Raw genomic sequence first — 25,449 nt, forward strand, 5'->3', positions numbered from 1 at the left:
GCCTAAGGAGCTGCGCGGCTTCCAGGTCCCTCCCTCGATGATCAGTCGAGAACTATCGCTCCTGACGGAGCGATAGTCGAGATACAAGGAGCTGCGTCAGCGCTCAGGCCTCTACGGATTGTCAGCGACAGCATCGCCTTGCCCGGAGGTATCGATACTCACCACCACCGACATCCCCGGCCGCAGGCGTTCGCTCTGCGCCTGGTCCGCGTCGACGGTGATGCGCACCGGCACGCGCTGGGCGATTTTGACGAAGTTGCCGGTCGCGTTGTCGGCTTGCAACAGGCTGAACTCGGAGTCGGTGGCCGGTGAAATGCGCTGTACCCGACCGTGAAATTTCTGGTGGTTCAGGGCGTCGACGGTGAAGTTTGCCGGTTGGCCAATATGAATGTTGTTCATCTGGGTTTCTTTCATGTTGGCGATCACCCACAACTGACTCGGCACCAGTGCCATCAACTGCGCGCCAGAGTTGACGTAGGCGCCAAGGCGCACGCCGATCTGCCCGAGCTGGCCGTCTTGCGGGGCAACCACGCGGGTGTTGGACAGATCGATCCGCGCCAGCTCAACCGCCGCTTCGGCGCTGGCCACCGCCGCCTCCAGCGAACCTCGATTGACGATCACCGTTTGCAGGTCCTGCCGGGCGATTTCCAGACTGGCCTGGGCCTGAGCCACCGCGGCGATGGTTTGCGCGTTGGCCGCACGGGTCACGTCCAGCTCACGCTTTGAGACCGATCCGTCGCTGATCAACGCTTCGTTACGCCGCAAGTCCGCCGCGCTTTTTTGCACCTGAGCCTGACTGTCGGTCAGCGCCGCCTGGCGTAACTTGATGGTCGCCTCGGCGCTGTTGCGTTGCTGCACCGCATTGGCCAGCGCGGCTTTCTGCACCGCCAATTGCGCCAGCGACTGATCCAGGCGTTGCTTGTAGATCCGGTCATCCAGCCGCACCAGCAGGTCGCCGGTCTTGACGAACTGGAAGTCCTGCACCGGCACTTCAAACACGTAGCCGCTGAGTTGCGGACCAATAATTGTCACCTGGCCGCGAACCAGCGCGTTTTCGGTGCTTTCAATGGCGCTGCCGAACGGCGGCAACTGCCAGGCATACAGCACGATCAACACCCCGACGATGGCAATCGCAGCAAAGCCCAGTGACGAAATGATCCGCACCGGCAGCGAACGCGGCTCGGTGCCGGGTATTTTAGGTGGTGCCACGCCTTCGGGCGTCGAGGCGATGGCGTTGGTGGTTGTGGTGATGGGATCGGTCATGAAGAAGAGGCACCGCTGGAGGGAACGGAAGTCGGACTGGCCGGCGCGGGAGCGACAGCTTTGGTCGTGCTCAGCAGCCACAAGCTGCGAATGAAGATCCAGAGCATGGTCAGCATCGCGATCACCGCGATCAGCATGAACACATCGTTGTAGGCCATGACATTCGCCTCCCGGGTCGCGGCGGCTGCCAGGGTACGCATGCCCTGAGTGGTGCGGGCCGACGGGTCGGCGATGCTCGACGCGTAACTCGCGCTGCTGCCTTGCAGACGGCTGAGCACTTGCGGGTCGATCAAGGTCAGGCGCTCGACGATATGACTGGAATGGAATTTTTCCCGGGCGATCTGGAACGTCCCCAACAGTGCAGCGCCAATCAAGCCGCCGAGGTTCTGACAAATCCCGAACAGCACTGAAAAACTCACCAGATTGCGCGGATTGGTCAACACATTGCGGGTACCGAGCACCATGGTCGGCCCGAGGAAAAACGTCCCGCCAAAGGCCAGCAAAAACTGGCTGAGGTACATGTTCTCCGGGCGTGTCAGGTTGCTCGAGAAACTGTCCATCACGGAACCCGTGGCCATCAGCGCCAGGGAAATAATCAACGGCATCAACAGGTGCGAGGGATGGATGGTCAGCGTGCTGGTGGCCAGGCCGGCGACGCTGCCCAACAGCATCACCACGTAAAGGCTGTGCATCTGCTGGCTGCCCAGGTTCAGGGTTTGCAGCAAACCTACGGCCCCGGTGGACTGTTCGGTAAGCACCATGCGGATGAGGATCACCGCCAAGGCCAGGCGAATCATCACCCCGCTGCCCAGCCAGCGAGTCATCAGCATTGGGTTGCTGCGGTTATGCTCGATGGCCAGTCCCGCCATGATCAACACAATCGAGGCGGCCGAGGCGACGCCGATCCACGGCGCTTCCAGCCACCAGTCGATACGGCCCAACGACAACACGGCGCAGAGCAGCGCCACCCCGCCCGCCAACAAAGTGAAGGTCAGAAAGTCGAGTTTTTCGAAGGTTTTGAAGCGGTCGCCCGGCGGCAACTTGAGCATGAACACACAGCCCAATGAGGCCAGCGCCATGCCCAGCTCAAACAGATAGAGCCCGCGCCATTCGGCGATCTGCAACAGGTCCTCGGAAAACAGCCGAGCGAGTGGCAACGCCAGTTGCGAGGTACCCAGGCCCAGCACCAGCGCCTTCATTCGCCACTTCGCCGGGAAAGCCTGAATCATGTAATACAAACCCAGCGAACTCAGCGCCGCGCCGACCATCCCGTGGGCGGCGCGCACCGCAATCGCCGAACTCAGGTCGTTGACGAACAAATGGCCGAAGGTCACCAACGCATACAGCACCAGGAACACTTCGGTGAACGCCCGCAGGCCGTACTGCTGACGAAACTTCACCAGCAGCAGGTTCATCGAGACGTTGGTCATCACGTAAGCCGCTGGCAGCCAGGCCATCTCGGCGGTCGTTGCCCCCAGCGCCCCTTGCAGGTAAGGCAGATTGGCGACCACCAACGCGTTACCCAAACCACCGGTCAACGCCACCAGCAACCCGACCAACGCATAGGCCAGCCGCTTTTGCGTGGGGTGCAAAGGCGTCGAGGGGGAACCGGGCAGGCTTGGCCGTTCGTGGGGCTGCCAGTTGCGCGGGGCGTAGTGGTCCATTCAGTGACCTTGTCATCGGTATAGAAGGCAGTAAACCTGAGCCGGAGATTTCTTGCCAGTTCGCTGCACAGCAACCACTGATTTCAGGCCTTGAGTAACATATAACCGGCGACAACCAGGCAAACGCTGGCAAACCCCACTTGAAGTGCCCGGGCCGGAACCCGGGCGCATAACCGCCGACCCACTACCATCCCGACGATGCTGGCGACGATGAACCCCGCACCCAGGGCATCGATGGTCACCCCGGCATGAAAGGCGCCAATCACCCCGATTGCCGAGATCAGGCTGATGACCATCAACGAGGTAGCAACAATGCCACGCATCTGTACATCAGTCAGTTGCTTGAACGCCGGGACGATCAGGAAACCGCCGCCAACCCCGAGCAAGCCTGAAACCACCCCGGTCACCGCCCCCAGCGCAGCCAAGGTTGCGGTGCATTTGGCGGTCCAGGACAAGCGACCGGTCTGTTGATCGAGCATGCAGTTTTTTTGGCCCCACGAGGCACTGCCGTGGTCACTCGGCCCGACCTGCGGCGACTCGCGACGCAGCATCCGCCAGGCGACGATCACCATCAGCAGGCTGAACAGGATCATCAGATTTTTTTCCGGTAGCTGATGGGCGAAGTAGATCCCCACCGGAGAAAACACCGCACCCAATAAGGCAATCAACAACGCCGCACGGTAACGCACCAAGCCATGGCGCAAGCCGTCGATGGCGCCGACCGCCGCCGCACTGCCCACCGCAAACAACGCCACCGGCGCTGCGTGGGTCATGCTCCAGCCCAACCCGAGCACCAAGGCCGGCACCGCAAGAATGCCCCCGCCGGCCCCGGTCAACCCCAGGATCAGGCCCATTACCACGCCAAACAATGTCGCCAGCAGCATAGGATTCTCTCAATCGACCTTGGACACACGAGTCAGCCACTCGCGACCTTTGAGCATGCCGTTCCAGTAAAACCACGGCAGCAGAGTCGCCTTGAGAAACCACGCAGAACGCCGTGCCACGGCCGGGTCTAAGGGAAAGGTCGGCAGCAGCTTACCGGCATAGCCGAACTCGGCGAGGATCACCTTGCCCTTCTCCACCGTCAGCGGGCAGGAGCCGTAACCGTCGTACGCAAGCGGCAAGGGTTGCTGCTTGCGCTGGGCTAACAGGTTTTGCGCCACCACGACGATTTGCTTGCGCACCGCGGCGGCTGTTTTGGCATTACTGGTGGAGCAGACATCGCCCAGGGCGAACACTTCGGGATAACGCACGTGTTGCAGGCTGTGAACATCCACTTCACACCAGCCGGCGGCATCGGCCAGCGGACTGTGGCGAACGAAGTCCGGCGACACCTGTGGTGGCACCACGTGCAGCAGATCGAATTTCTTCGCTTGCAGCGTTATCTCTCCGGCGGCGTCCTTGACCTCGAACCAGGCGGTTTGCGCCGGCCCGTCGACCTTCACCAGATTCGAATTGAACGCCAGTCGAGCGCGGTATTTCTCGATGTACTTCATCAAGGGAGGGACGAAAGTCGCTACGCCGAACAACGCGGCGCCGGCCAGGTTGAACTCGACGTCGACATGCTTCAGCACACCTTGTCTGAGCCAGTGATCACACGACAGGTACAGCGCCTTTTGGGGCGCACCGGCGCATTTGATCGGAATCGCCGGCTGGGTAAAGATCGCCTTGCCACCGCGCAGACCTTTGACCAGTTGCCAGGTATAGGCCGCGTGCCGGTAGCTGTAGTTGGACGTGACACCGTGTTGCCCGAGGGCCTCTTGCAGGCCTTCGATTTTCTCCCAGGCCAGTCGCAAGCCGGGACACACGATGAGGTTTTGATAGGACACGTTGCGGCCGTCATCGAGGGTCAGCAAACGGCTCTCGGGGTCGACGTTGCTGACCGCGGCCTGCAACCATTGAGCCTGACGCGGCATCACCGCAGACATTGGCCGCACGGTGTTCTTGAGTTCATGGGCGCCGCCGCCGACCAAGGTCCAGGCTGGCTGGTAATAGTGCTCGGCGCTGGGTTCGATGACGCTGATGTTCAAGCCCGGATCGCGCTTGAGCAGGCTGGCGACGAAGCCGATACCGGCAGTACCGCCGCCTATCACCACGATGTCGGCACTGATGGTCTGGCCCCAGTGTTGATCGTTCATAGGTTGTTCCTTGTGGCTGCACGCAAGGGTCGTTGCCCGGAAAGGCTCACGCCCAGCTTTTTATCACCGCGCCGCAATACAGGCCGGAGAGTGTTTTCATCACCTGAATCACTTCGTGACTGGCCAGGCCGTAGAAAATGTATTTGCCTTCACGCCGAGTGCTCACCAACCCTTCGTCGCGTAAAATACCCAACTGCTGGGACAGCGTCGGCTGACGCACGCCGGTCATGGTTTCCAACTCGCCGACGTTGCGCTCGCCCTGGGTCAACTGGCAGAGAATCAGCAGGCGGTCCTCATTGGCCAAAGCCTTGAGCAGCGCACAGGCCTTGGAGGCCGAGGCACGCAGTTGCGCCACTTCACCTTCGCTAAGACTGGATTGCATTTGCAGATAACCTTAGTCGTCACTTAAGCTGCAGACATTATGTTTAAACATAAAGTGTTGCAACCCTTTGCGTCTTTCTGCCATCCAGCCGAGGCCCGCCACCATGCCAGCGTTGATCCAAGCCTTCCTAGACGACGCCTCGTCGACTTACACCTATGTGATCTATGAACACGACGGCGGCCCGTGCGCGATTGTCGATTCGGTGCTCGATTACCACCCGGCGTCCGGTCGGACCGCCACCACTCAGGCTGACCGGGTGATTGCTTTTGTCCGCGAGCACCAGTTGCAAACCCAATGGCTGCTGGAAACCCACGCCCACGCCGATCACCTGTCCGCCGCGCCTTACCTGCGCCGCGAGCTGGGTGGCAAGATCGCCATCGGCCAGTCCATCAGCAAGGTGCAGAACGTCTTCAAGACTCTGTTCAACCTTGAGCCAGAGTTTCGTAGCGACGGTTCACAGTTCGACTATTTGTTTGCGCCGGACGAGGAGTTTGCCATCGGCAACCTCAAGGCCAAGGCGCTGCATGTGCCAGGACACACTCCGGCAGACATGGCCTATCTGATCGACAATGAATTGATTCTGGTGGGCGACACGCTGTTCATGCCTGACGTCGGCACCGCCCGCTGCGACTTCCCCGGTGGTAACGCCAATCAGCTGTTCGCATCGATGCACCAGCTACTGGCCTTCCCCGCCGACACCCGTCTCTATGTCTGCCACGACTACCCGCCAGCCGGCCGCACTTCCCAGTGCATGACCACCGTCGGTGAGCAACGCAAAAGCAATATTCATGTGCATGACGGCATCGACGAAGCGGCGTTCGTCGAGATGCGCACACGGCGCGATGAGGGCTTATGCATGCCGACGCTGATGCTGCCGGCGATTCAGGTGAATGTACGGGCCGGAAACTTCCCGCCGGCGGAAGACAACGGCATTGTCTACCTGAAGATCCCGATGAATAAGTTCTGACTCAACACATTACCTGCGCAGCAACGGCAGCTATGCCGCCACTACCGGATCTGCAATGCCTGAGAGAGATACTGGTGCTTTGATATTAGCCCGCAGCCCGCACCAATACAGTGCAGAAAATTCTGTTGCTGCGCCCCACTCTCTGGCAACCCTCTCCCTCTTTTCGTGCCATGGCTGCGAAAAACCTGCACTTCGTCGGTGCGGATCAACCTCGTAAGCCCGGAAATCACGAGGTCAGAACCGATTGTCGAACAATTTCAAAACGTCACACACCCCGCTCTAAGTTCTGACCTAGACTCCATTTCGTGACTGGAAACCGGCCGGTCATTTTGTGGGGAAAAACTCGAAACTTTCTGCCGAAGTAACGGGTCAGGTTAAAGGTGGGGCCGCAGCACTGGTGCAATCCTTGCAACGACCACTACAGCCTTTGAGATTCAGCGCATCGACCAGCGATTGCTGTTCATTGCGTAGCGCTTTTGCGCCCGGCCACAGGAACTGGCCGCCTGCATCATGGGGTGAGATGCCTGAAACAGATCAATAAAACGGGAGAAACACATGAACGGTGCCGCTTTAGAAATCCAGGGAGAGCGTTCTCACCAGCAAATCGGCGAGCCGACCTCGATGTCGGTTCTTGCCCCGGGTGCGAAAACGGTACTGCCCGCTCCACGTCAGAATCCGAACAAAAAGAAAGTGCTGTTTGTCACCTCGGAAATCGCCGATCTGGTAAAGACCGGCGGCCTGGGTGACGTGTCTGCGGCATTGCCGCGCGCCATGGCTCACTTGCACGATGTTCGGGTGTTGATCCCCGGTTATCCGCAAGTGATGCACAGCGAAAACCCGATCCACATCATCGGCGAGTTGGGTGGTCATGCCGCCTTGCCGCCCTGCAAGATTGGCCGCATGGACATGCCGGACGGGCTGGTCATCTACGTTTTGATCTGCCCCGAATTGTACGAACGTGAAGGCTCGCCTTACGGCGCCAACAATGGCCGTGACTGGCCGGATAACCACATTCGTTTTGCCCGTCTGGGTCTGGCCGCCGCCGACATCGCCGCCAACCTGGCACACATTCACTGGTGCCCGGATCTGGTGCACGCCCACGATTGGCCCGCAGGCTTAGCTCCGGCCTACATGCACTGGCGCGGTCAGCGCACGCCGACGCTGTTCACCATTCATAACCTCGCTTACCAAGGTGTAGTAAGCCTGGCGTCCTGCCCCGAACTGGGTATTCCCGAACATGCCCTGCAACAGGAAGGCATGGAGTTCTACGGCAAACTGTCGTTCCTCAAGGCTGGTATGGCCTATTCGAGTCATATCACCACCGTCAGCGCGACCTACGCCCAGGAAATCACCACCCCGGCCTTCGGCTGCGGTCTCGACGGCTTCCTCGCCAGCAAGACCCAGCAAGGTCTGCTCAGCGGCATCCCGAATGGCATCGACGAAAGTTGGGATGCCGCGACCGATCCCCACCTGTTTTGCCCGTTCAGCATCGGCGACTGGGACGGTAAAGCGGTGAATGCCGCCCACGTACGCGAGCTGTTCGGCCTGAAGGACTCCAAGGGTCCGCTGTTCGCCGTGGTCTCGCGACTGGTCTACCAAAAAGGCCTGGACCTGACCGAAGCCGTGTCCGAGTTCATCGTCTCTTCGGGTGGGCAAATCGCGATCATCGGCCGTGGCGAGCCGGAAGAAGAGCAAGCCATGCGCGCCCTGGCCCTGCGCTTTCCGGGACAAATCGGTGTGCGCATCGGCTTTGACGAAACCGATGCGCGGCGGATGTTTGCCGGCAGTGATTTCCTGTTGATGCCCTCACGCTATGAACCCTGCGGCTTGAGCCAGATGTATGCGCAACGCTTTGGCTCGTTGCCGGTAGCGCGCAACACCGGCGGCCTGGCCGATACCATCGAAAATGGCGTCACCGGTTTTCTCTTCGACGAATCCACCGTTGCCAGCTACGAGGAAGCCTTGCGCCGGGCGTTCAAGGTGTTCGCCTTCCCGGCCCTGTTGAACGCCATGCGCTGCCGGGCCATGGCCGCGCCGTTCAATTGGTGCAAAGCGGTCGAACCCTACGCTGAACTCTATGAACAACTTGTCGCGAAGGCATTAGGTAAGTCGGTCAAGCAATAAGAGGGATTCTTGAATGCCGTTACGGACTCTGGAAACCTGGCCCCACGGCGCCGTCATGCTGGATGCCGAGCACACCCGTTTCGCCCTGTGGGCGCCAGATGCGTTTTATGTGAGTGTCGAGCTTGAAGACGGGCAATCGCTGCCGATGCTGCCCCAGGCGGACGGCTGGTTCGTGATCGAAACCCGTTGCCCGGCCGACACCCGCTATCGCTACAACATCGATGGCGAACGGGACGTGCCAGACCCCGCGTCCCGAGCCCAGGCCGGTGGTCTGGATTCACCGAGCGTGGTGGTTGACCCTCACGCTTACCGCTGGCAGCACCTTTTCTGGCAAGGCCGGCCCTGGCATGAAGCGGTGATCTACGAACTGCACGTTGGCTTGCTGGGCGGTTTCGCCGAGGTTGAAAAACACCTGCCACGATTGGCCGAGCTAGGCGTTACAGCGATCGAGCTGATGCCGCTGGCGCAGTTTCCCGGTGAGCGCAATTGGGGCTACGACGGCGTGCTGCCCTATGCGCCGCAGTCTTCATATGGCACCCCTGAAGCCCTCAAGCATTTGATCGATACCGCTCATGGTCTGGGCCTGGCGGTGATCATTGATGTGGTTTACAACCACTTCGGCCCGGACGGCAATTACCTGCATCACTATGCCAAGGGCTTTTTCCGCGAAGACCTGCACACGCCTTGGGGCGCAGCCATTGATTTTCGGCGGCGCGAGGTGCGCGACTTCTTTATCGACAATGCGTTGATGTGGCTGCTTGAGTACCGTTTCGACGGCTTGCGTCTGGATGCAGTACACGCCATCGAAGATCCGGATTTCCTTCAGGAACTGGCAGCCCAGGTGCGTCAGCACATCGATCCGCCACGTCATGTCTGGCTCACCGTGGAAAACGAGCGCAACCAGGCCAGCCTGCTGGAACAGGGCTTCGACGCGCAGTGGAACGACGATGGGCACAATGCGCTGCACGTGTTGCTGACCGGAGAAACCGAGGCCTATTACGCTGACTTCGCCGAGCAACCCACCGAGCAACTGGCCCGCTGCCTGAGCCAGGGCTTCGCCTATCAGGGCCACACCAATCGCCACGGTCATGTGCGAGGCGAACCCAGCGGGCATTTACCACCCAGTGCCTTCGTGCTGTTTCTGCAGAACCACGACCAGATCGGCAACCGTGCCTTTGGCGAGCGCCTCCATCAGTTGACCGCGCCTCAGGCACTGCACGCTGCGACGGTACTTTTGCTGTTGTCACCGATGATCCCGTTGTTGTTCATGGGCGACGAATGCGCCGCTGACGAGCCGTTTCTGTTTTTCACCAGCCACCACGGCGAACTGGCCAGGTTAGTGCGAGAAGGTCGACGCAACGAGTTCGCGGCCTTCAGCGCCTTTGCCGATCCACACAAGCGCGAACAGATTCCCGACCCGAACGCATCACACACCTTCAACGCTTCGCGTCCGACACTGACGGCAGCTGGAGCGGTGACCAGGCAAGCGACACAGACGCTCTATCGACAGCTACTGCTGATCCGTCATCAAGAAATCATCCCGCGCCTGCCCGGTGCTCGCGCCCTGGGCGCCACGGTGCTGGCAACAGGCGCGGTGAGCGCGCGCTGGCACATGGGCGACGGCAGCCTGTTGTGCATCGACCTGAACCTCAGCGCGGAGCCTGTGCCCCATTCGCCACAACCCCACACCCAACTACTTTTCGACTACCCGCAGCAGTCCTTCGAATACCTGCAACAAGGCACCCTCGTCCCATACTGCGCGCTTGTCAGCCTGACGGCAGCGGCACCGTTGCTACCCCCCACTGGAGAGCGCCCATGAGCGATATGCAACTGGAAATCCTCGCCAGCCGAGCAGGCCTGGCGGTCGACTGGATCGACGCCAACGGCCGACCGCAGAAAGTCGCTCCGGCAGCGCTGCGAGCAGTCCTCAACGGGCTCGGCCACCCGGCCGGTAGCGCTCAGGAAATCGACGCCAGCCTGCTGGAACTGCAACAGAACCAACAGAACAAACACTTGCCACCATTGATGACCGTCGACGTCGGAGCCGGGCTCGCCCTTGCGCATTACTTTGCCCCTGAAACGCCCTGTGAGATTCATCTGGAAGATGGCGCGATCCTCAATCTGAAACTTGATGCCAACGCGATGCTGCCGGGATTGATCCCGGTCGGCTATCAGGACGTTCGCATCGCCGGCCAATGCTTCACGCTCGCCGTCGCCCCCTTGCAGTGTCATAGCGTGGCCACCGCCGTTGACAGCCAGACACCCCGCGCCTGGGGCCTGAGCGTGCAGCTGTATTCATTGCGGCGCCCCGGTGACGGTGGCTTCGGAGACATGCAGGCACTGGAAAACCTCGCTCGCGTTGCCGGTGAACGCGGTGCCGACGCGTTAGCGATCAGCCCGCTGCACGCGATGTTCAGCAACGACACGCAGCGCTACAGCCCCTATTCGCCCTCCAGCCGTTTGTTCCTCAACAGTCTCTACGCCTCACCAGGGGAAATTCTCGGCGAGCGCGCCCTGCGTCTGGCCATCGACGCCACCGAATTGGCCGACGAACTGAAGAAACTGGAAGAACAACCGCTGATTGACTGGCCAGCCGCTGCCAAGGCCAAACAGCAATTGTTGCAAGCGCTGTATGAAGGGTTCTCCCGGGGTGATCATCCATTGCACGCGGACTTCAGCAGTTTTCGCCACAGCGGTGGCGAGGCCCTGGAAAACCACTGCCGTTTCGAGGCGCTCCAGGAAGCCTGTGCCGCCCTTGGCGAAAGCCTCGACTGGCGCCAGTGGCCTGAACACTGGCGCGATCCGCGCAGTGTCGAACTGGCGGCATTTGCCGAGCAAAATGCCGGACGCATCGGTTTCTACGCCTTTTGCCAATGGTTGATTTCCCGCAGCTTGCAACGCGCGCAAACCGTTGCCCGCAGCAGCGGCATGGGCATCGGCTTGATCGCAGACCTGGCCGTCGGCGCGGATGGCGGTGGCAGCCAGGCCTGGAGTCGTCAGGATGAATTGCTCGCGGCCCTCACCGTCGGCGCACCACCGGACATTCTCAACCGCACGGGTCAAGGCTGGGGGATTTCTGCGTTTTCCCCTGAAGGGCTGATCCGTAACGGCTTTCGCGCGTTCATCGAGATGCTGCGGGCCAATTTTGCCCATGCGGGCGGTCTGCGTATCGACCATGTCATGGGGCTGCAACGGCTGTGGGTGATCCCCCTCGGTGCGCCACCGAGTGACGGCGCGTACTTGTATTACCCGGTGGACGACCTGCTGCGTTTGCTGACGCTGGAGTCCCACCGGCATCAGGCGATCGTACTTGGCGAAGACCTCGGCACCGTGCCCGACGGCCTGCGCGACAAACTCATCGCCCGCTCGATCCTGGGTATGCGCGTGCTGCTGTTCGAGCAGGACCACGGAGCGCGCTTCAAACCGATTCTCGATTGGCCGGACAACGCGCTGGCCACCACCAGCACCCATGACCTGCCAACGCTCAACGGTTGGTGGCATGGCCGCGACATCGAGTGGAATGTCCGACTGGGACTGGTCGACTGCGATGGCGAACACCAATGGCGCGAGCACCGCCAGCGTGAGCGCGAAGGCTTGCGTCGAGCCCTGAGTCAGGACCCACAAAATTTCCGTGAGGAAACCCACGAGACCGACCAGGTGCTCGACGCCAGCGTACGCTTCCTTGGCCATACCCGCGCGCCGTTGGTGTTGCTGCCGCTGGAAGATGCGCTGGGCATCGATGAGCAGGCCAACCTCCCCGGTACCACCGACAGTCACCCGAACTGGCGTCGGCGCTTGTCTGATGAAAGCGAAGTGCTGCTCGACGATGCGGACGCCGCACGACGCCTGGAGTTGCTCGCCTGCGCACGACTTCAGGCGGCCGAGCGTGATCAATGAGCGAGACGCACACCCCGCCGGTCCGAGCGACACTGCGCGTGCAGTTTCATCACAGGTTCACCCTGGATGACGCGGTGCCGCTGGTGCCGTATTTCGCCGGTTTAGGGATCAGCCACCTGTATGCCTCGCCGCTGCTGAGTGCGCGGGCCGGGTCGATGCACGGCTACGACGTGGTCGACCCGACCCGGGTCAATCCCGAACTGGGTGGCGAGGCAGCCCTGCGGCGACTGGTCAGTGCCCTGCGGGTACAGAACATGGGGCTGATTCTGGACATCGTGTCCAACCACATGGCCGTGGGTGGCGCCGACAATCCCTGGTGGCTGGACTTGCTCGAATGGGGGCGACTGAGTCCCTATGGCGAATTTTTCGACATTCAATGGCACTCGCCAGACCCGCTGCTCGAAGGTCAGCTATTACTGCCGTTTCTGGGCAGCGACTACGGCGTCACCCTACAGGACGGCACACTCTCGCTGTGCTTCGATCCAGGACGGGGCAGCTTCCATGTCGAACACTATGAGCATCACTTCCCGATTTGCCCCACCGACTACGCTGAACTGCTCAAACCTGACGACTCACTCGATGCCGAACACTCACTGCAACTCAAAACATTGGCCGATCAATTCACCACCCTGCACTACCAGATCGATGCCCATTCCCTTGCGCGCCCCTTGCAGCAAACACTGACAACACTGGCGACTGATCCGCCGATCCGGCGCTGCATCGAGCACAACCTCAGCCTCCACGACTCCCGCCAGCCCGAAGGTTTCAGTCGACTGCACGAGCTGCTCGAACGCCAGAGCTATCGCCTGGCCAGTTGGCGCACGGCAGCCGACGACATCAACTGGCGGCGCTTCTTCGACGTCAATGAACTCGCTGGGCTGCGGGTTGAACGCCCGGCCGTGTTCGAGGCTACCCACGCAAAGATTTTCGAGCTGATTTCCGAGGGGCTGGTGGATGGTTTGCGTATCGACCACATCGACGGTCTCGCCGACCCGCGTGGTTACTGCCGCAAACTCAGACGCCGGGTAAACGCTGTGGCACCGTCGCAGCGCGTGCCGATCTATGTCGAAAAAATCCTCGGCGAAGGTGAAACCCTGCACCGCGACTGGCAGATCGACGGCACCACGGGTTATGAGTTTATGAATCAGTTGTCGTTGCTGCAACACGACCCGCAAGGCGAGCGGGTCCTTGGCGAACTGTGGAGCCGGCACACCGAGCGGCCCGCGGCGTTCACCGAGGAAGCACAGCTGGCACGGCAGCAGATTCTCAACGGCTCGCTGGCCGGCGACTTCGAAAGTGTCGCGCAGGCCTTGCTGCAAGTGGCCCGCGATGACCTGATGAGCCGGGATTTGACCCTCGGTGCAATCCGTCGGGCATTGCAGGAACTGATTGTGCATTTCCCGGTGTACCGAACATACATCAGCCCGCGTGGGCGTTCGGCGCAAGACGAGGTATTTTTTCAGCACGCCATGAACGGCGCGCACCAGACCTTGAGCGAAGCCGACTGGCCGGTGCTCGACTATCTGGCGCAGTGGCTGGGCGGGCAGCCTTGGCGCGAGCGCCCGGTGGGCCGTCAACGCAAGATCCTCAAGCATGCCTGCGTGCGCTTTCAGCAACTGACCTCGCCGGCCGCCGCCAAAGCAGTGGAAGACACCGCTTTCTATCGCTCAGGCGTGCTGTTGTCGCGTAACGATGTCGGCTTCAACGCCGAGCAGTTCAGCGCCCCACTCGCCGACTTCCACGCAGCGTGCAGCCAACGCCTCGCAGAGTTTGCGGACAGTCTGCTGGCCACCGCCACCCATGACCACAAACGCGGCGAAGACAGCCGGGCACGTTTGGCGCTGCTCAGCGAGCGCAGTGCCTGGTACGTCGAACAGGTCGAAGACTGGCGGATACAGGCCGCCGCCCTGCGCAGTGATCCGTCGATGCCCTCGGCCGCTGATGAACTGATTCTCTACCAAACCTTGCTCGCCAGTTGGCCGCTGGAGCTTCATTGCGATGACCAGCAGTCGCTGACGACCTACGCCGAACGCCTGGGGCAATGGCAGCAAAAAGCCCTGCGCGAAGCCAAACTCCAGAGCAGTTGGAGCGCGCCGAATGAGCCTTATGAACAGGCCGCGCGAGCATTCCTCGAACGCCTTCTGCTCAGTCCCGAAGGCCTGCCATTACGCGGCGCCGTCGCCAGCGCTGCGCAAGCGATTGCGTGCGGCGGCGCGCTCAATGGGTTGGCGCAAACCTTGCTGCGTATGACGGTACCGGGGGTTCCGGACCTATATCAGGGCAATGAGTTTTGGGACTTCAGCCTGGTGGACCCGGACAATCGGCGACCGGTGGATTTCACCGTCCGCCAGGAAGCATTGCAAACCTCGGTGGACACTGAACAGTTGTTGCACAACTGGCGCGACGGGCACATCAAGCAAGCGCTGATCGCTCGCACGTTGGCGGTACGCGCGCAATACCCGCAGCTGTTTCGGCGGGGCAGTTATCACGCGTTGCAGGTGGTGGGCAGCCAGGCTGAACGGGTGTTGGCTTTCGCCCGTGAACTGAACGGCCAACGGGCGATTGTCCTGGTGCCGGTGCGGGTTGCTTTGCTGCTGGAAAGCAGTGCCATACCGAAGGTGCCTGCCCTGCTCTGGGGCGACACCCGAGTCAAACTGCCGTTCACCGCTGTAGGCGAAAAGCTGAAGGGACTTTTTACAACAGGTGCAGTCACACACCACAAGGAGTTGCTGATTAGCGCCGCGCTGGGAGACTTCCCGGTCAATCTGTTTATCCAGACTTGAGTTCAACTCAGGAGCATTGCGATGAGTACCGATGACAAACGCGTTCGTGAATTTGCCTATCAGATCTGGGAATCCGAGGGGAAACCCGAAGGCCAGGAAGCACGCCACTGGGAGATGGCGTGCAAGCTGGCAGAAGCCGAAGCCCTGGCCCCGACCAAGCCTGCCAAGACCGCCAAAACCAATAGCGGCAAAACAGCGGCCAGCAAACCGACGGCGGCCAAGCCCAAAACCAAAGCCAAACCCGCAGTGGCCGCCAAGGTAGTGACATCGCCAGGTGAAAAGCCCGCGGCCGCGAAAAAGCCTCGAGCACCGAGCAATCCGGCCAGTTGAGGGTGCCCACGCACTCATCCTGATTGACCGCGTGGCGAGCAGGCTCGCCACTTCGGGACGGCTCGGCCTTGAGAAACCCGCAATGCCGGAGCCAACACCCAAGCCCAATTGCAGGAGCAATTATGGCCACGCCAAAAAAAACCGAGCCAGAACCTCACGTCGAGGCCTCGCGAATCCGTGAAGGCTTGCCCTTCCCGCTCGGTGCAACCTGGGATGGTCTGGGAGTCAACTTCGCGATATTTTCGGCTAACGCCACCAAGGTCGAACTCTGTCTGTTCGACGATGCCGGTGAAGTCGAGCTCGAACGTATCGAGCTGCCGGAATACACCGACGAAATCTTTCACGGCTATTTGCCGGATGCTCATCCGGGGCTGATCTATGGCTACCGGGTTTATGGGACTTACGACCCGCAAAACGGTCACCGCTTCAACCACCACAAATTGTTGATCGACCCCTACGCCAAGCAGTTGGTGGGGCAATTGAAGTGGTCTGAAGCCTTGTTTGGCTACACCATCGGCCACCCCGATGCCGACCTCAGTTTCGATACGCGCGACAGTGCGCCCTTCGTACCCAAGTGCAAGGTCATCGACCCGGCGCACACCTGGGGTCACGACCATCGGGTCAGTGTGCCGTGGGATCGAACGATCATTTATGAGACTCACGTACGCGGCATCAGCATGCGTCACCCATCCGTCCCGGAAGCGGTCCGCGGGACCTTCGCCGGGTTGATGGTCGATGACCTGCTGGAACACATCCGCAAACTTGGCGTGTCCTCGGTCGAGTTGCTGCCGATTCACGCTTTCGTCAACGACCAGCACCTGTTGCACAAGGGCATGACCAATTACTGGGGCTACAACAGCATCGCCTTCTTCGCCCCCGATCCGCGCTACCTGGCCAGTGGCAAGATCGCCGAGTTCAAGGAAATGGCTGCGCACCTGCACGAAGCCAACCTGGAAGTGATTCTGGACGTGGTGTACAACCACACCGCCGAGGGCAATGAACAAGGCCCGACCCTGTCAATGCGCGGCATCGACAATGTCTCCTACTATCGACTGAAGCCCGATGACAAACGCTTCTATATCAACGACTCCGGCACCGGCAACACCCTCGACCTGAGCCATCCCTGTGTGCTGCAAATGGTCACCGATTCGCTGCGTTACTGGGCCTCGGAAATGCACGTCGACGGTTTCCGCTTCGACCTGGCGACCATCCTCGGGCGTTATCACGACGGTTTCGACGAACGTCACAGCTTCCTCGTCGCCTGCCGTCAGGACCCGATTCTGCGTCAGGTGAAACTGATCGCCGAGCCTTGGGACATTGGCCCCGGCGGCTATCAGGTGGGCGGCTTTCCGCCGGGCTGGGTCGAATGGAACGATCGTTTTCGCGACACCGTGCGTGCATTCTGGAAAGGCGATGATGGCCAGCTCGCCGACTTTGCCGGACGCATGACCGCGTCGGGTGAGATGTTCAATCAACGCGGTCGCCGGCCATACGCCTCAATGAACTTCGTCACCGCCCATGACGGCTTCACCTTGAATGACCTGGTCTCCTACAACGACAAGCACAACGAAGCCAACGACGAGAACAATCAGGACGGCACCAATTACAACCTGTCCTGGAACCACGGCGTTGAAGGCCCCACCGACGATCCCGAGATCAACGCGCTACGCCAGCGGCAGATGCGCAATTTTTTCGCCACCCTGCTACTGGCCCAGGGCACGCCGATGCTGGTGGCCGGTGACGAATTTGCCCGAACCCAGTACGGCAACAACAACGCCTACTGTCAGGACAGCGAAATTGGCTGGGTCAACTGGGACTTGAGCGAAGACGGCAAGGCCTTGCTCAAATTCGTCAAACGCCTGATCAAGCTGCGCCTGACCTATCCGGTTCTGCGTCGTGGACGCTTTCTGGTGGGTAATTACAACGAGGACATTGGCGTCAAGGACGTCACCTGGCTGGCACCGGATGGCAACGAAATGTCCACCGAACAATGGCAGGACGGCCACGGGCGGTGCCTTGGCATGTTGCTTGATGGTCGCGCCCAGGAAACCGGAATCCGCCGCAAAGGCGCCGACGCCACCTTGCTGCTGGTGGTCAACGCCCACCACGACATCGTTAACTTTCATCTGCCAGAAGTGCCTGACGGCGGTTTCTGGACGTGCATGATCGACACCAACCAGCCATCGATTCGGGGCCAGGAGCGGTTCGATTTCAGTCACGAATACTCCGTGACCGGACGCTCGTTGCTGTTGTTCGAGTTACAACATGAGGACGAAGACTGATACCGCTCACTGGCAGCGATCGTCGGCGCTTGAGTAAACCAAGTGATGAAAAAACGCTCTTTGAAGGGGGACGGGGGCGACGAATGGTGATGTATGAGCAATACTCTGCTCGCAGCAATCCAGGGTTTGGAGCGCTGTGCCCTGCGATCATCTGGCCGCAAGGGGTCTGCGCCGGCGTGCTCAGCCAGCCGCAATACGTGTGACGGCAAACCAGAACAAGGACGTATCGCCATGAAATCCACTACCCTCGTCGACAGCAGTTTGCCTGCGCAGATCTGGAACGCTGCCCGGCAACTGGACAATATTCCAGTCATCAACACCTCTACCCTGATCCCCGCTGGCGCTCGTGCCGTGGTGATCGCCCCGCATCCGGGTGATGAAGTGGTGACCTGCGGTGGCCTGCTGCAGTTGCTCGCCACCCTCGGCCATCCCCTGCAATTGATCTCGGTTACCGACGGCAGCGCCAGTCATCCGGGCTCTAACCTGTGGTCGGAGAAGCGCCTGAGTGTATTCCGCCCTCAGGAAAGCGTCGAAGCCCTGCGCCGTCTCGGTTTGCCCATGCATAGCCTGAAATGGATCCGCGGCGGTTTTACCGACAACGCGCTGGCCGAGCGTGAACTCCAATTGACGCAATTCATCGCGCGCTACCTGCGGCCAGGTGATGTGGTGTTCACCACCTGGAGCGAGGACGGCATCATCGACCATGACACGGTGGGTCGGGCCACCGCAAAAGCCGCCCGCATGGTTGGAGCGAGTGTCAATGAAGTGCCGGTCTGGGCCTGGCACTGGCCCGCACGCGATCAGGGGCTGATTCCCTGGCACCGCGCCCGCAAAGTCCGCCTCGACACCTGGACCGTCGCGCGCAAGTGCCACGCCACCCATGCGTACGCCAGCCAGCTGAATGGTGAACCGGAAATCGGCATCGCACCGAAGCTGCCCAGGGTTATTCTGGAGCGGATGCGTCAACCCTATGAAATCGTTTTTGTGTGATCGTGAAAGGCGTGATGCCTTGGCCCCGTCTAAAACTCTGAACTGCCGGCCAATGCATCAGTCGCATGGATAACCCGCCCGATTCAGTGGAGAGAACGTGAGCCCCGATTCAGACCGGCACACCGCCAATCCAGGTTCGATGAATACGCCGCCGACCATTCATCGCCTCAGGGTTCTGACGGTCAATACCCACAAGGGCTTCACGGCCCTCAACCGGCGTTTCATTCTTCCGGAACTGCGTGAAGCCGTGCGCAGCACCTCTGCCGATCTGGTGTTTTTACAGGAAGTGCTCGGCGAACATGATCGCCACGCCACGCGCCATAACAATTGGCCGCAGACCTCGCAGTACGAGTTCCTCGCCGATAGCATGTGGAGCGACTTCGCCTACGGCCGCAACGCGGTGTATCCCGACGGACATCACGGTAATGCGCTGCTGTCCAAATACCCGATCCGCCACCATCGCAACCTCGATGTCTCCATCACCGGGCCCGAGCGCCGTGGGCTGCTGCACTGCGTGCTCGATGTACCGGGGCACGCCGAAGTACACGCGATCTGTGTCCACCTGAGCCTGCTGGAAAGCCATCGCCAATTGCAGCTGGCCTTGCTCTGTCAACTGATCGAGTCGCTGCCCGGTGACGCCCCCGTGATCATCGCCGGCGACTTCAATGACTGGCAGCTTCAAGGCAACACCACACTCGCGCAACGCGACGATCTGCACGAAGCCTTCGAGCGCCACCACGGACGCCCGGCCAAGACCTACCCGGCACGCTTTCCACTGCTACGCCTGGACCGCATCTACCTGCGCAACGCCAGCAGTCACGAGCCGAAGATTCTAGGGAACAAGCCGTGGACCCACCTCTCCGACCATCTGCCGCTGGCGGTTGAAGTGCATTTCTAATGGTTCTGCTCGGGCTTGCGGGTGAAATCCTCGGTTTCTTCTTACTACGGAATAACGCTCCAGATTGCCGAATGAACCACACCTTTAAACACTTTACCCCATCAGAAAGCAGACTTATCTGAAAGAAATTTCCCAAATAACCAAACAAAAACATGAACACTTGAAATTTCAATCTCCAAAAAATATACATACATCTACACAGCACCAGATCCAAAATCACACGCAGCCTTTTCTAGGCCTGAGGCATTATGAAAAACGCGATATCGCCTACAAGAAATGAAAACTTTTCCGAATGGTATCAACAAGTCGTTAGCCAGGCTGAACTTGCTGAAAACTCTCCCGTTAGAGGTTGCATGGTCATCCGCCCTTGGGGCTACGGAATCTGGGAACTGATTCAACGAGAGCTTGATCAAAAATTCAAAGCGTCAGGGCATTCGAACGCATACTTTCCACTTTTGATCCCGTTATCCTTCCTTCAGAAAGAAGCAGAGCATGTAGATGGTTTTGCCAAAGAGTGTGCAGTTGTAACCCATCATCGACTCGAACAATCAGCCAATGGAAAACTAATCCCTGCCGGTGAACTGGAAGAACCACTCATCATAAGACCCACCAGCGAAACAGTTATCGGCGCCTCGTTTTCAAGGTGGGTGCAAAGCTACCGAGACTTACCCTTGCTCATCAATCAGTGGGCCAATGTGCTCCGCTGGGAAATGCGTCCAAGGATCTTCCTCAGAACGTCGGAGTTCCTGTGGCAGGAAGGCCATACCGTTCATGCGTCCAAAGCAGAGGCCCTGGACGAGACATTGAAAATGCTCGATATCTATGAGCGTTTCACCGTCGACCATCTGGCCATACCGGTTATCAAGGGTGAAAAGTGTTCATGGGAACGATTTCCAGGTGCCGTCAGTACCTACACCATCGAAGCGATGATGCAGGACAGCAAGGCTTTGCAGGCCGGGACCTCGCATTTTTTAGGTCAAAACTTCGCCGAGGCCTCGGACATTCGTTTCGTCAACAAGGAAGGGATCAAGGAACTTGCCTGGACAACCTCATGGGGCGTTTCAACCCGATTGATTGGTGCGATGATCATGGCCCACGGAGATGACGATGGACTGGTAATACCGCCGTTGGTAGCACCAACGCAGATCATCATCGTTCCGATAGTGCGCAATGAGCAGGATGCCGAAGCTATCCATGCTTACTGCGATGATCTGAAAAAGAAGATCTCACGCAAGAAAATCAAGGGACAGAACCTCAGAGTCAGCGTCGATAAACGCGAGATGAATGGTAGCGAGAAGAAGTGGTATCACATAAAGCGCGGCGTGCCTGTTCGGGTGGAAGTCGGGATAAAAGAGCTGGAGCAGAACACGGTCTCTTATTCTTGCAGGGATAACGCCAAGAGCCTTTTCAAGATTGACTCGGAGGTCTTTATAAAAGAAATCCCACGCACACTGCTCACCCTTCAGAAGTCAATGCTGGACCGTGCAAAATCAAAGCTTTCCGAGCACACCAAAACAGTGACAAGCCTTGAAGAGTTCAAGAAAGCCTTCAAACCAAAAGACAAATTGAATGCTTTCGTTCTGGCACCTTTCATTGAGGACGAAGAAGTTGAAAAGGCTATTGGGGAGTTCGGCGTAACAGTCCGCTGCATTCCTTTGGTTCAACCCAAGGCCACAGCAACCTGTTTGTTCACTGGAAAGCCCACCAATACGTGGGCTCTTTACGCGAAGTCATATTAATCCCCTTTCAATCTTATGAAAGCATGAGTGTCTACACATCTTTTCGCTCTAACCTCCGTAGCAGCTGCCGAGCCTGCGAGGCTGCGTTCGGCTGCGAAGCAGTCGTTGAATCAGGCAGCGCGTTCTTCCAGAGAAAACGTTGATCCAGGATTTGCGAGGACTTCGTCCTCGAACGTAGCCTCGCAGGCTCGGCAGCTGCTACGGACGTAGTCTTTCACCGTATTTCAAAGTTATGCAGATACCTATGCTTATGGACGGCAAGCCGGTCAGAGGAGGACCTCTCAAAGAAGCCTCTCGCAGCACCACTCACGCTTTGGATCAAGGCCTTCCGGACGTGAAAAAAGCCTCTGATTTGACGTCAAAAAATGATTCTCCAGATAAACAACAACTTAGATAATTACCAATAATCAGTCATTTACAGAGCCTAATTTAGTCATACCGCTCATCGTTCAATTTCTTGACGCAATGCCAGCGGTCTTCTTAGCTAAACCGTACTACCCCCGGAATTACCTTCTGGGGCAAGCCTCGGAAACCCGCTGCAGCGGGCCGCCGGGTTTTGCCTCAATGAAATCGGTCGCCCCTCATTCGGGGTAGGAGAGACGCCAAATAGAGATATGGCACGCGATTGCAAGGTAGACGTCCATGAATACCTCCTTCATCCAACACGAGATCAAAGTTTCCCTGTACACCGTTTCCACTTCGCTGCTGCTGTGCACGTCCATGGAGGTTCAGGCGTCGTCTGTCGAGGACGAGACGATCCCCTGGTATCAGCAAGATGTCCCGGCGTTCACCCTGCCGACACCCAATACGAGTAACAGCATCCGCTTCATCCGAGATCCCGGACTTGATAACCAGTTGCTGACAGTCGAGCAAGCCGCTCCTTCAGCCTGGGATCGGGTTTACGGCCAACCCGCCAGGAACGCGGAACGCGATGTTCTCAACTCACAGTTTTCCGGCATGACCGGCGCCGAAGTCAAAGGCCCGGCGGTGCTTACCCTGCAAAACAACAGCGGCAGCACTCAGCGCGTGGGTCTGGTGGGCGGCACAAACCAGTTTCAGAGCAATGGCAATGGCCTGTTGATCGGCCCTGCCATCGCCGACCCGAACAATACTCTCAATGTACAAGGCCCCAACCTTGGCGCCTATTGGAGCCTGACCGGCGCAAGCGGCTGGCACGTGGACTTGACCGCCAGCGGTGGTCGGGTCAATGGCTACAGCCTCAATGATCAGGGCCAGCGCCAAGCCGCCGAAGGCAGCGCAATGTCCCTCTCGGTGGAAGGTGGATTTCCCATCGGCATCAGCGAAAACTGGGTAATCGAACCCCAGGCGGAGTTGATCAACCAGCGTATTACCCTGGACACCCCGTATGCCGGTAGTGGCAATGCGTCATCCAGTGACTTGACGTCCTGGAGCGGCAGGGTCGGTGCAAGCTTGAAAGGGAGTTATGACATCAAGGGCCTGCCGGTCGAACCCTATGTTCGTACCAACTTCTGGCACACGGTCAATACCAGCGATACCGTGACCCTCGGTCAGGTCGACAAGCTCAGCAGCAGCAGCCGAAACTCGTCCACGGTCGAACTGGGGCTGGGGTTGGTGGCCAGAGTCACGCCCTCTGTCAGCCTGTATGTCAGCGGCGACTACAGCGCCGCTACCATTGCCAACGATTTGAATGGGTTGATGGGCAGTATTGGGGTGCGGATGCGTTGGTGACTCCCCCGATCGTTCCCGCGCGTCTGCGCGGGAACGATCCTTCGCAGTCCATCAGCCGACATCAACCCTCCGGACGCAGAATCAACACCGCCAACGGCGGTAAATTCAGCACCAACGACAACGCCTGGCCATGGCTGCCCTCCTCTTCGGTAAACACACCGCCGCCATTACCGTAATTGGAGCCAGCATAGATCCCTGCGTCGCTGTTGATCACCTCATTCCAGCGCCCGGCAAACGGCACACCAATCCGATAGGCCGGACGCGGCACCGGCGTGAAGTTGGCCACCACCAACACCGGCCGCCCTTCCTTGCTCCAGCGCAGCCAGGCGTAGACGCTGTTGATCGCGTCATCACCGATCAGCCATTGGAAGCCCTGCGGCACATCGTCCTGATCGTGCAGTGCCGGTTCTTCGCGGTAGAGCTGATTGAGGTCGGTCACCAGTTTTTGCACACCGCGGTGTTCCGGGTATTGCAGCAAGTACCAATCCAGCTGCTGATCGTGATTCCATTCGCGCCACTGGCCGAACTCACAGCCCATGAACAGCAGTTTTTTACCCGGATGCGCCCACATAAAACTCAGGTAAGCGCGCAAGTTGGCGAACTTCTGCCAGCGATCACCGGGCATCTTGTCGATCAGCGAATGTTTGCCGTGCACCACTTCGTCGTGGGAAATCGGCAGGATGAAGCGCTCGGACCAGGCGTAAACCAGACCAAAGCTCAGCTCGTTGTGATGATGGGCGCGGTAGACCGGGTCCTGCTGAATGTAATGCAGCGAATCGTGCATCCAGCCCATGTTCCACTTGTAGTCGAAGCCCAACCCGCCTTGCTGCGTACCCTGGCTGACACCCGGCCAGGCCGTGGATTCCTCGGCAATCACCAGGGCACCGGGGGCTTCGAGGTCGACTACATCGTTGAGGTGGCGGACAAAATCGATAGCTTCGAGGTTCTCCCGACCGCCATGGCGATTGGGTACCCACTCGCCGGCCTTGCGCGAATAGTCGCGATACAGCATCGAGGCCACCGCATCGACCCGCAGTCCATCGACGTGAAAATGTTTGAGCCAGTGCAACGCCGACGCCAGCATGAAGCCATGCACTTCGGTACGTCCGAGGTTGTAAATCAGCGTGTCCCAGTCCTGGTGAAAGCCTTCCAGCGGGTTGCCGTACTCGTATAGCGCGGTGCCGTCGAACTGTGCCAGGCCATGGGTATCGGTGGGGAAATGCGCCGGCACCCAGTCGAGGATCACCCCGATGTTGGCCAGGTGGCAGGCGTTGACGAACGCGGCAAAGTCACTGGGCGAGCCGTAACGGGCGCTTGGGGCGAATTGCGACAGCGGCTGATAACCCCAGGAACCGCCGAACGGGTGCTCCATGATCGGCATCAGTTCGATATGAGTAAAACCGAGTTTCTGCACATAAGGGATCAGATACTCGGCCAACTCGCCCCAGCTGTATTGACGCGCCACTTCGCCGACGTCGTCCACTTCGCACTGCCAGGAACCCGCATGCAGCTCGTAAATCGACAGCGGCGCGCTCGGGTGGTGGCGCTCACCGCGCGACTGCATCCAGTCCTGATCCTGCCAGTCGATGCGCAATGGTGAGGCGACTTTCGAGGCGGTGTCCGGCGGCAGCTGTGTCGCCAGTGCCATGGGGTCTGCCTTGAGCGGCAAAATCCCCTGGGCACCAAGAATTTCGTACTTGTATGCCTCACCCGCCTGCAAACGCGGAACAAACAGCTCCCACACGCCTGACGGATGACGCAGCCGCATCGGATGACGGCGACCATCCCAAATATTGAAATCACCGACCACCGAGACCCGGCGGGCATTCGGCGCCCACACCGCAAAGCGCACGCCGTCAACACCGTCGACGTTCTTCAACTGCGCTCCCAGGCACGCACTGAGATCCCGATGATTGCCCTCGGCGAACAGATACAAATCCATCTCGCCCAACAACGGACCGAAGCTGTAAGGATCCTCGGCAGTTTGCTCGCCGCCAGCCCAATGGATGCGTAAGAGATAAGCCTGAGGCCGATCGAAATGCGCGACGAACAACCCTGGCACCTCGGTGGCGTTCAAGCTGCCGAGCTCTTCGCCGGAGTCACGGGCGATCACCTGCACGCTCAAGGCATCCGGAAGGTAGGCGCGAATGAACTGACCGCCCGCCCCGTCTGCGTGTGGTCCGAGTATCGCAAAGGGGTCCTGGTGCTCGGCACGCACCAGCGCCTCAATGTCTCGCGCTGTCGGTAGCAGCGCTTCTTTCACATGTCCCCGCTCCATCATG

The 25,449-nt window shown here is 59.5% G+C and carries 17 protein-coding genes; 11 read left to right on the forward strand and 6 right to left on the reverse strand.

The window, feature by feature from the left end; all coding sequences use genetic code 11:
- Window positions 1–111: 111 nt before the first annotated feature.
- The 5 genes from ACIPIN_RS02295 to ACIPIN_RS02315 all read right to left on the reverse strand — a co-directional run bounded on the left by ACIPIN_RS02295 (window position 112) and on the right by ACIPIN_RS02315 (window position 5,447).
- On the reverse strand, window positions 112–1,263 hold the full coding sequence (locus ACIPIN_RS02295) for an HlyD family secretion protein (protein ID WP_401114725.1): 1,152 nt from the start codon (window positions 1,261–1,263) through the stop codon (window positions 112–114).
- Window positions 1,260–2,927, reverse strand: a complete 1,668-nt coding sequence (locus ACIPIN_RS02300) for an MFS transporter (RefSeq protein WP_401114728.1) — start codon at window positions 2,925–2,927, stop codon at window positions 1,260–1,262. The genes ACIPIN_RS02295 and ACIPIN_RS02300 overlap by 4 nt, the downstream gene beginning before the upstream one ends.
- An 83-nt stretch (window positions 2,928–3,010) precedes the next feature.
- A complete protein-coding gene (locus tag ACIPIN_RS02305) occupies window positions 3,011–3,811 on the reverse strand; it encodes a sulfite exporter TauE/SafE family protein (RefSeq protein ID WP_401114731.1) in 801 nt (266 codons plus the stop codon).
- A gap of 9 nt (window positions 3,812–3,820) precedes the next feature.
- On the reverse strand, window positions 3,821–5,065 hold the full coding sequence (locus tag ACIPIN_RS02310; protein ID WP_401114734.1) for an FAD-dependent oxidoreductase: 1,245 nt from the start codon (window positions 5,063–5,065) through the stop codon (window positions 3,821–3,823).
- A 46-nt stretch (window positions 5,066–5,111) separates the two neighbouring features.
- Window positions 5,112–5,447: a helix-turn-helix transcriptional regulator gene (locus ACIPIN_RS02315; RefSeq protein WP_123424882.1), complete on the reverse strand. Its 336-nt coding sequence runs from the start codon at window positions 5,445–5,447 to the stop codon at window positions 5,112–5,114.
- Between the two features lie 103 nt (window positions 5,448–5,550).
- Here ACIPIN_RS02315 and ACIPIN_RS02320 point away from each other — a divergent pair, with 103 nt between their 5' ends.
- The 11 genes from ACIPIN_RS02320 (at window position 5,551) to ACIPIN_RS02370 (ending at window position 23,167) form a co-directional block, all read left to right on the forward strand.
- Window positions 5,551–6,414, forward strand: a complete 864-nt coding sequence (locus ACIPIN_RS02320) for an MBL fold metallo-hydrolase (protein WP_401114737.1) — start codon at window positions 5,551–5,553, stop codon at window positions 6,412–6,414.
- Window positions 6,415–6,969: 555 nt separating this feature from the next.
- Window positions 6,970–8,538 (forward strand): glycogen synthase GlgA, encoded by a 1,569-nt coding sequence (gene glgA / locus ACIPIN_RS02325; protein ID WP_401114740.1) that lies wholly within the window; start codon window positions 6,970–6,972, stop codon window positions 8,536–8,538.
- A gap of 13 nt (window positions 8,539–8,551) precedes the next feature.
- On the forward strand, window positions 8,552–10,357 hold the full coding sequence (gene treZ / locus ACIPIN_RS02330; protein WP_401114743.1) for a malto-oligosyltrehalose trehalohydrolase: 1,806 nt from the start codon (window positions 8,552–8,554) through the stop codon (window positions 10,355–10,357).
- A complete protein-coding gene (gene malQ / locus ACIPIN_RS02335; protein ID WP_401114746.1) occupies window positions 10,354–12,435 on the forward strand; it encodes a 4-alpha-glucanotransferase in 2,082 nt (693 codons plus the stop codon). The genes treZ and malQ overlap by 4 nt, the downstream gene beginning before the upstream one ends.
- The gene (locus ACIPIN_RS02340; RefSeq protein WP_401114749.1) at window positions 12,432–15,218 is read left to right on the forward strand and encodes a malto-oligosyltrehalose synthase; all 2,787 of its coding nucleotides are present in this window, start codon (window positions 12,432–12,434) and stop codon (window positions 15,216–15,218) included. Before malQ ends, ACIPIN_RS02340 begins: the two co-directional genes overlap by 4 nt.
- 21 nt (window positions 15,219–15,239) lie before the next feature.
- Window positions 15,240–15,548, forward strand: a complete 309-nt coding sequence (locus tag ACIPIN_RS02345) for a DUF2934 domain-containing protein (RefSeq protein ID WP_401114751.1) — start codon at window positions 15,240–15,242, stop codon at window positions 15,546–15,548.
- Between the two features lie 122 nt (window positions 15,549–15,670).
- Complete coding sequence (glgX, locus tag ACIPIN_RS02350; RefSeq protein ID WP_401114753.1) at window positions 15,671–17,830, forward strand: glycogen debranching protein GlgX; 2,160 nt, start codon at window positions 15,671–15,673, stop codon at window positions 17,828–17,830.
- 231 nt (window positions 17,831–18,061) lie between these two features.
- The gene (locus tag ACIPIN_RS02355) at window positions 18,062–18,820 is read left to right on the forward strand and encodes a PIG-L deacetylase family protein (protein ID WP_401114756.1); all 759 of its coding nucleotides are present in this window, start codon (window positions 18,062–18,064) and stop codon (window positions 18,818–18,820) included.
- Window positions 18,821–18,917: 97 nt separating this feature from the next.
- Window positions 18,918–19,718 (forward strand): endonuclease/exonuclease/phosphatase family protein, encoded by an 801-nt coding sequence (locus ACIPIN_RS02360; RefSeq protein WP_401114758.1) that lies wholly within the window; start codon window positions 18,918–18,920, stop codon window positions 19,716–19,718.
- A gap of 248 nt (window positions 19,719–19,966) precedes the next feature.
- Window positions 19,967–21,457, forward strand: a complete 1,491-nt coding sequence (proS, locus tag ACIPIN_RS02365) for a proline--tRNA ligase (protein WP_401114760.1) — start codon at window positions 19,967–19,969, stop codon at window positions 21,455–21,457.
- A 642-nt stretch (window positions 21,458–22,099) separates the two neighbouring features.
- Window positions 22,100–23,167: an autotransporter domain-containing protein gene (locus ACIPIN_RS02370; RefSeq protein ID WP_401114763.1), complete on the forward strand. Its 1,068-nt coding sequence runs from the start codon at window positions 22,100–22,102 to the stop codon at window positions 23,165–23,167.
- 61 nt (window positions 23,168–23,228) lie between these two features.
- Here ACIPIN_RS02370 and glgB read toward each other — a convergent pair whose 3' ends face one another.
- A complete protein-coding gene (gene glgB, locus ACIPIN_RS02375) occupies window positions 23,229–25,448 on the reverse strand; it encodes a 1,4-alpha-glucan branching protein GlgB (RefSeq protein ID WP_401114766.1) in 2,220 nt (739 codons plus the stop codon).
- Window position 25,449: the final 1 nt, after the last annotated feature.

Origin of the sequence: Pseudomonas sp. NPDC087697, assembly GCF_044743155.1 — a bacterium.
Lineage (GTDB): Bacteria > Pseudomonadota > Gammaproteobacteria > Pseudomonadales > Pseudomonadaceae > Aquipseudomonas.

Bases quoted from the DNA above. Each gene is read 5' to 3' on its own strand.
- ACIPIN_RS02295 (WP_401114725.1), bottom strand. From the start codon at position 1,263: ATGACCGATCCCATCACCACAACCACCAACGCCATCGCCTCGACGCCC.
- ACIPIN_RS02300 (WP_401114728.1), bottom strand. From the start codon at position 2,927: ATGGACCACTACGCCCCGCGCAACTGGCAGCCCCACGAACGGCCAAGC.
- ACIPIN_RS02305 (WP_401114731.1), bottom strand. From the start codon at position 3,811: ATGCTGCTGGCGACATTGTTTGGCGTGGTAATGGGCCTGATCCTGGGG.
- ACIPIN_RS02310 (WP_401114734.1), bottom strand. From the start codon at position 5,065: ATGAACGATCAACACTGGGGCCAGACCATCAGTGCCGACATCGTGGTG.
- ACIPIN_RS02315 (WP_123424882.1), bottom strand. From the start codon at position 5,447: ATGCAATCCAGTCTTAGCGAAGGTGAAGTGGCGCAACTGCGTGCCTCG.
- ACIPIN_RS02320 (WP_401114737.1), top strand. From the start codon at position 5,551: ATGCCAGCGTTGATCCAAGCCTTCCTAGACGACGCCTCGTCGACTTAC.
- glgA (WP_401114740.1), top strand. From the start codon at position 6,970: ATGAACGGTGCCGCTTTAGAAATCCAGGGAGAGCGTTCTCACCAGCAA.
- treZ (WP_401114743.1), top strand. From the start codon at position 8,552: ATGCCGTTACGGACTCTGGAAACCTGGCCCCACGGCGCCGTCATGCTG.
- malQ (WP_401114746.1), top strand. From the start codon at position 10,354: ATGAGCGATATGCAACTGGAAATCCTCGCCAGCCGAGCAGGCCTGGCG.
- ACIPIN_RS02340 (WP_401114749.1), top strand. From the start codon at position 12,432: ATGAGCGAGACGCACACCCCGCCGGTCCGAGCGACACTGCGCGTGCAG.
- ACIPIN_RS02345 (WP_401114751.1), top strand. From the start codon at position 15,240: ATGAGTACCGATGACAAACGCGTTCGTGAATTTGCCTATCAGATCTGG.
- glgX (WP_401114753.1), top strand. From the start codon at position 15,671: ATGGCCACGCCAAAAAAAACCGAGCCAGAACCTCACGTCGAGGCCTCG.
- ACIPIN_RS02355 (WP_401114756.1), top strand. From the start codon at position 18,062: ATGAAATCCACTACCCTCGTCGACAGCAGTTTGCCTGCGCAGATCTGG.
- proS (WP_401114760.1), top strand. From the start codon at position 19,967: ATGAAAAACGCGATATCGCCTACAAGAAATGAAAACTTTTCCGAATGG.
- ACIPIN_RS02370 (WP_401114763.1), top strand. From the start codon at position 22,100: ATGAATACCTCCTTCATCCAACACGAGATCAAAGTTTCCCTGTACACC.
- glgB (WP_401114766.1), bottom strand. From the start codon at position 25,448: ATGATGGAGCGGGGACATGTGAAAGAAGCGCTGCTACCGACAGCGCGA.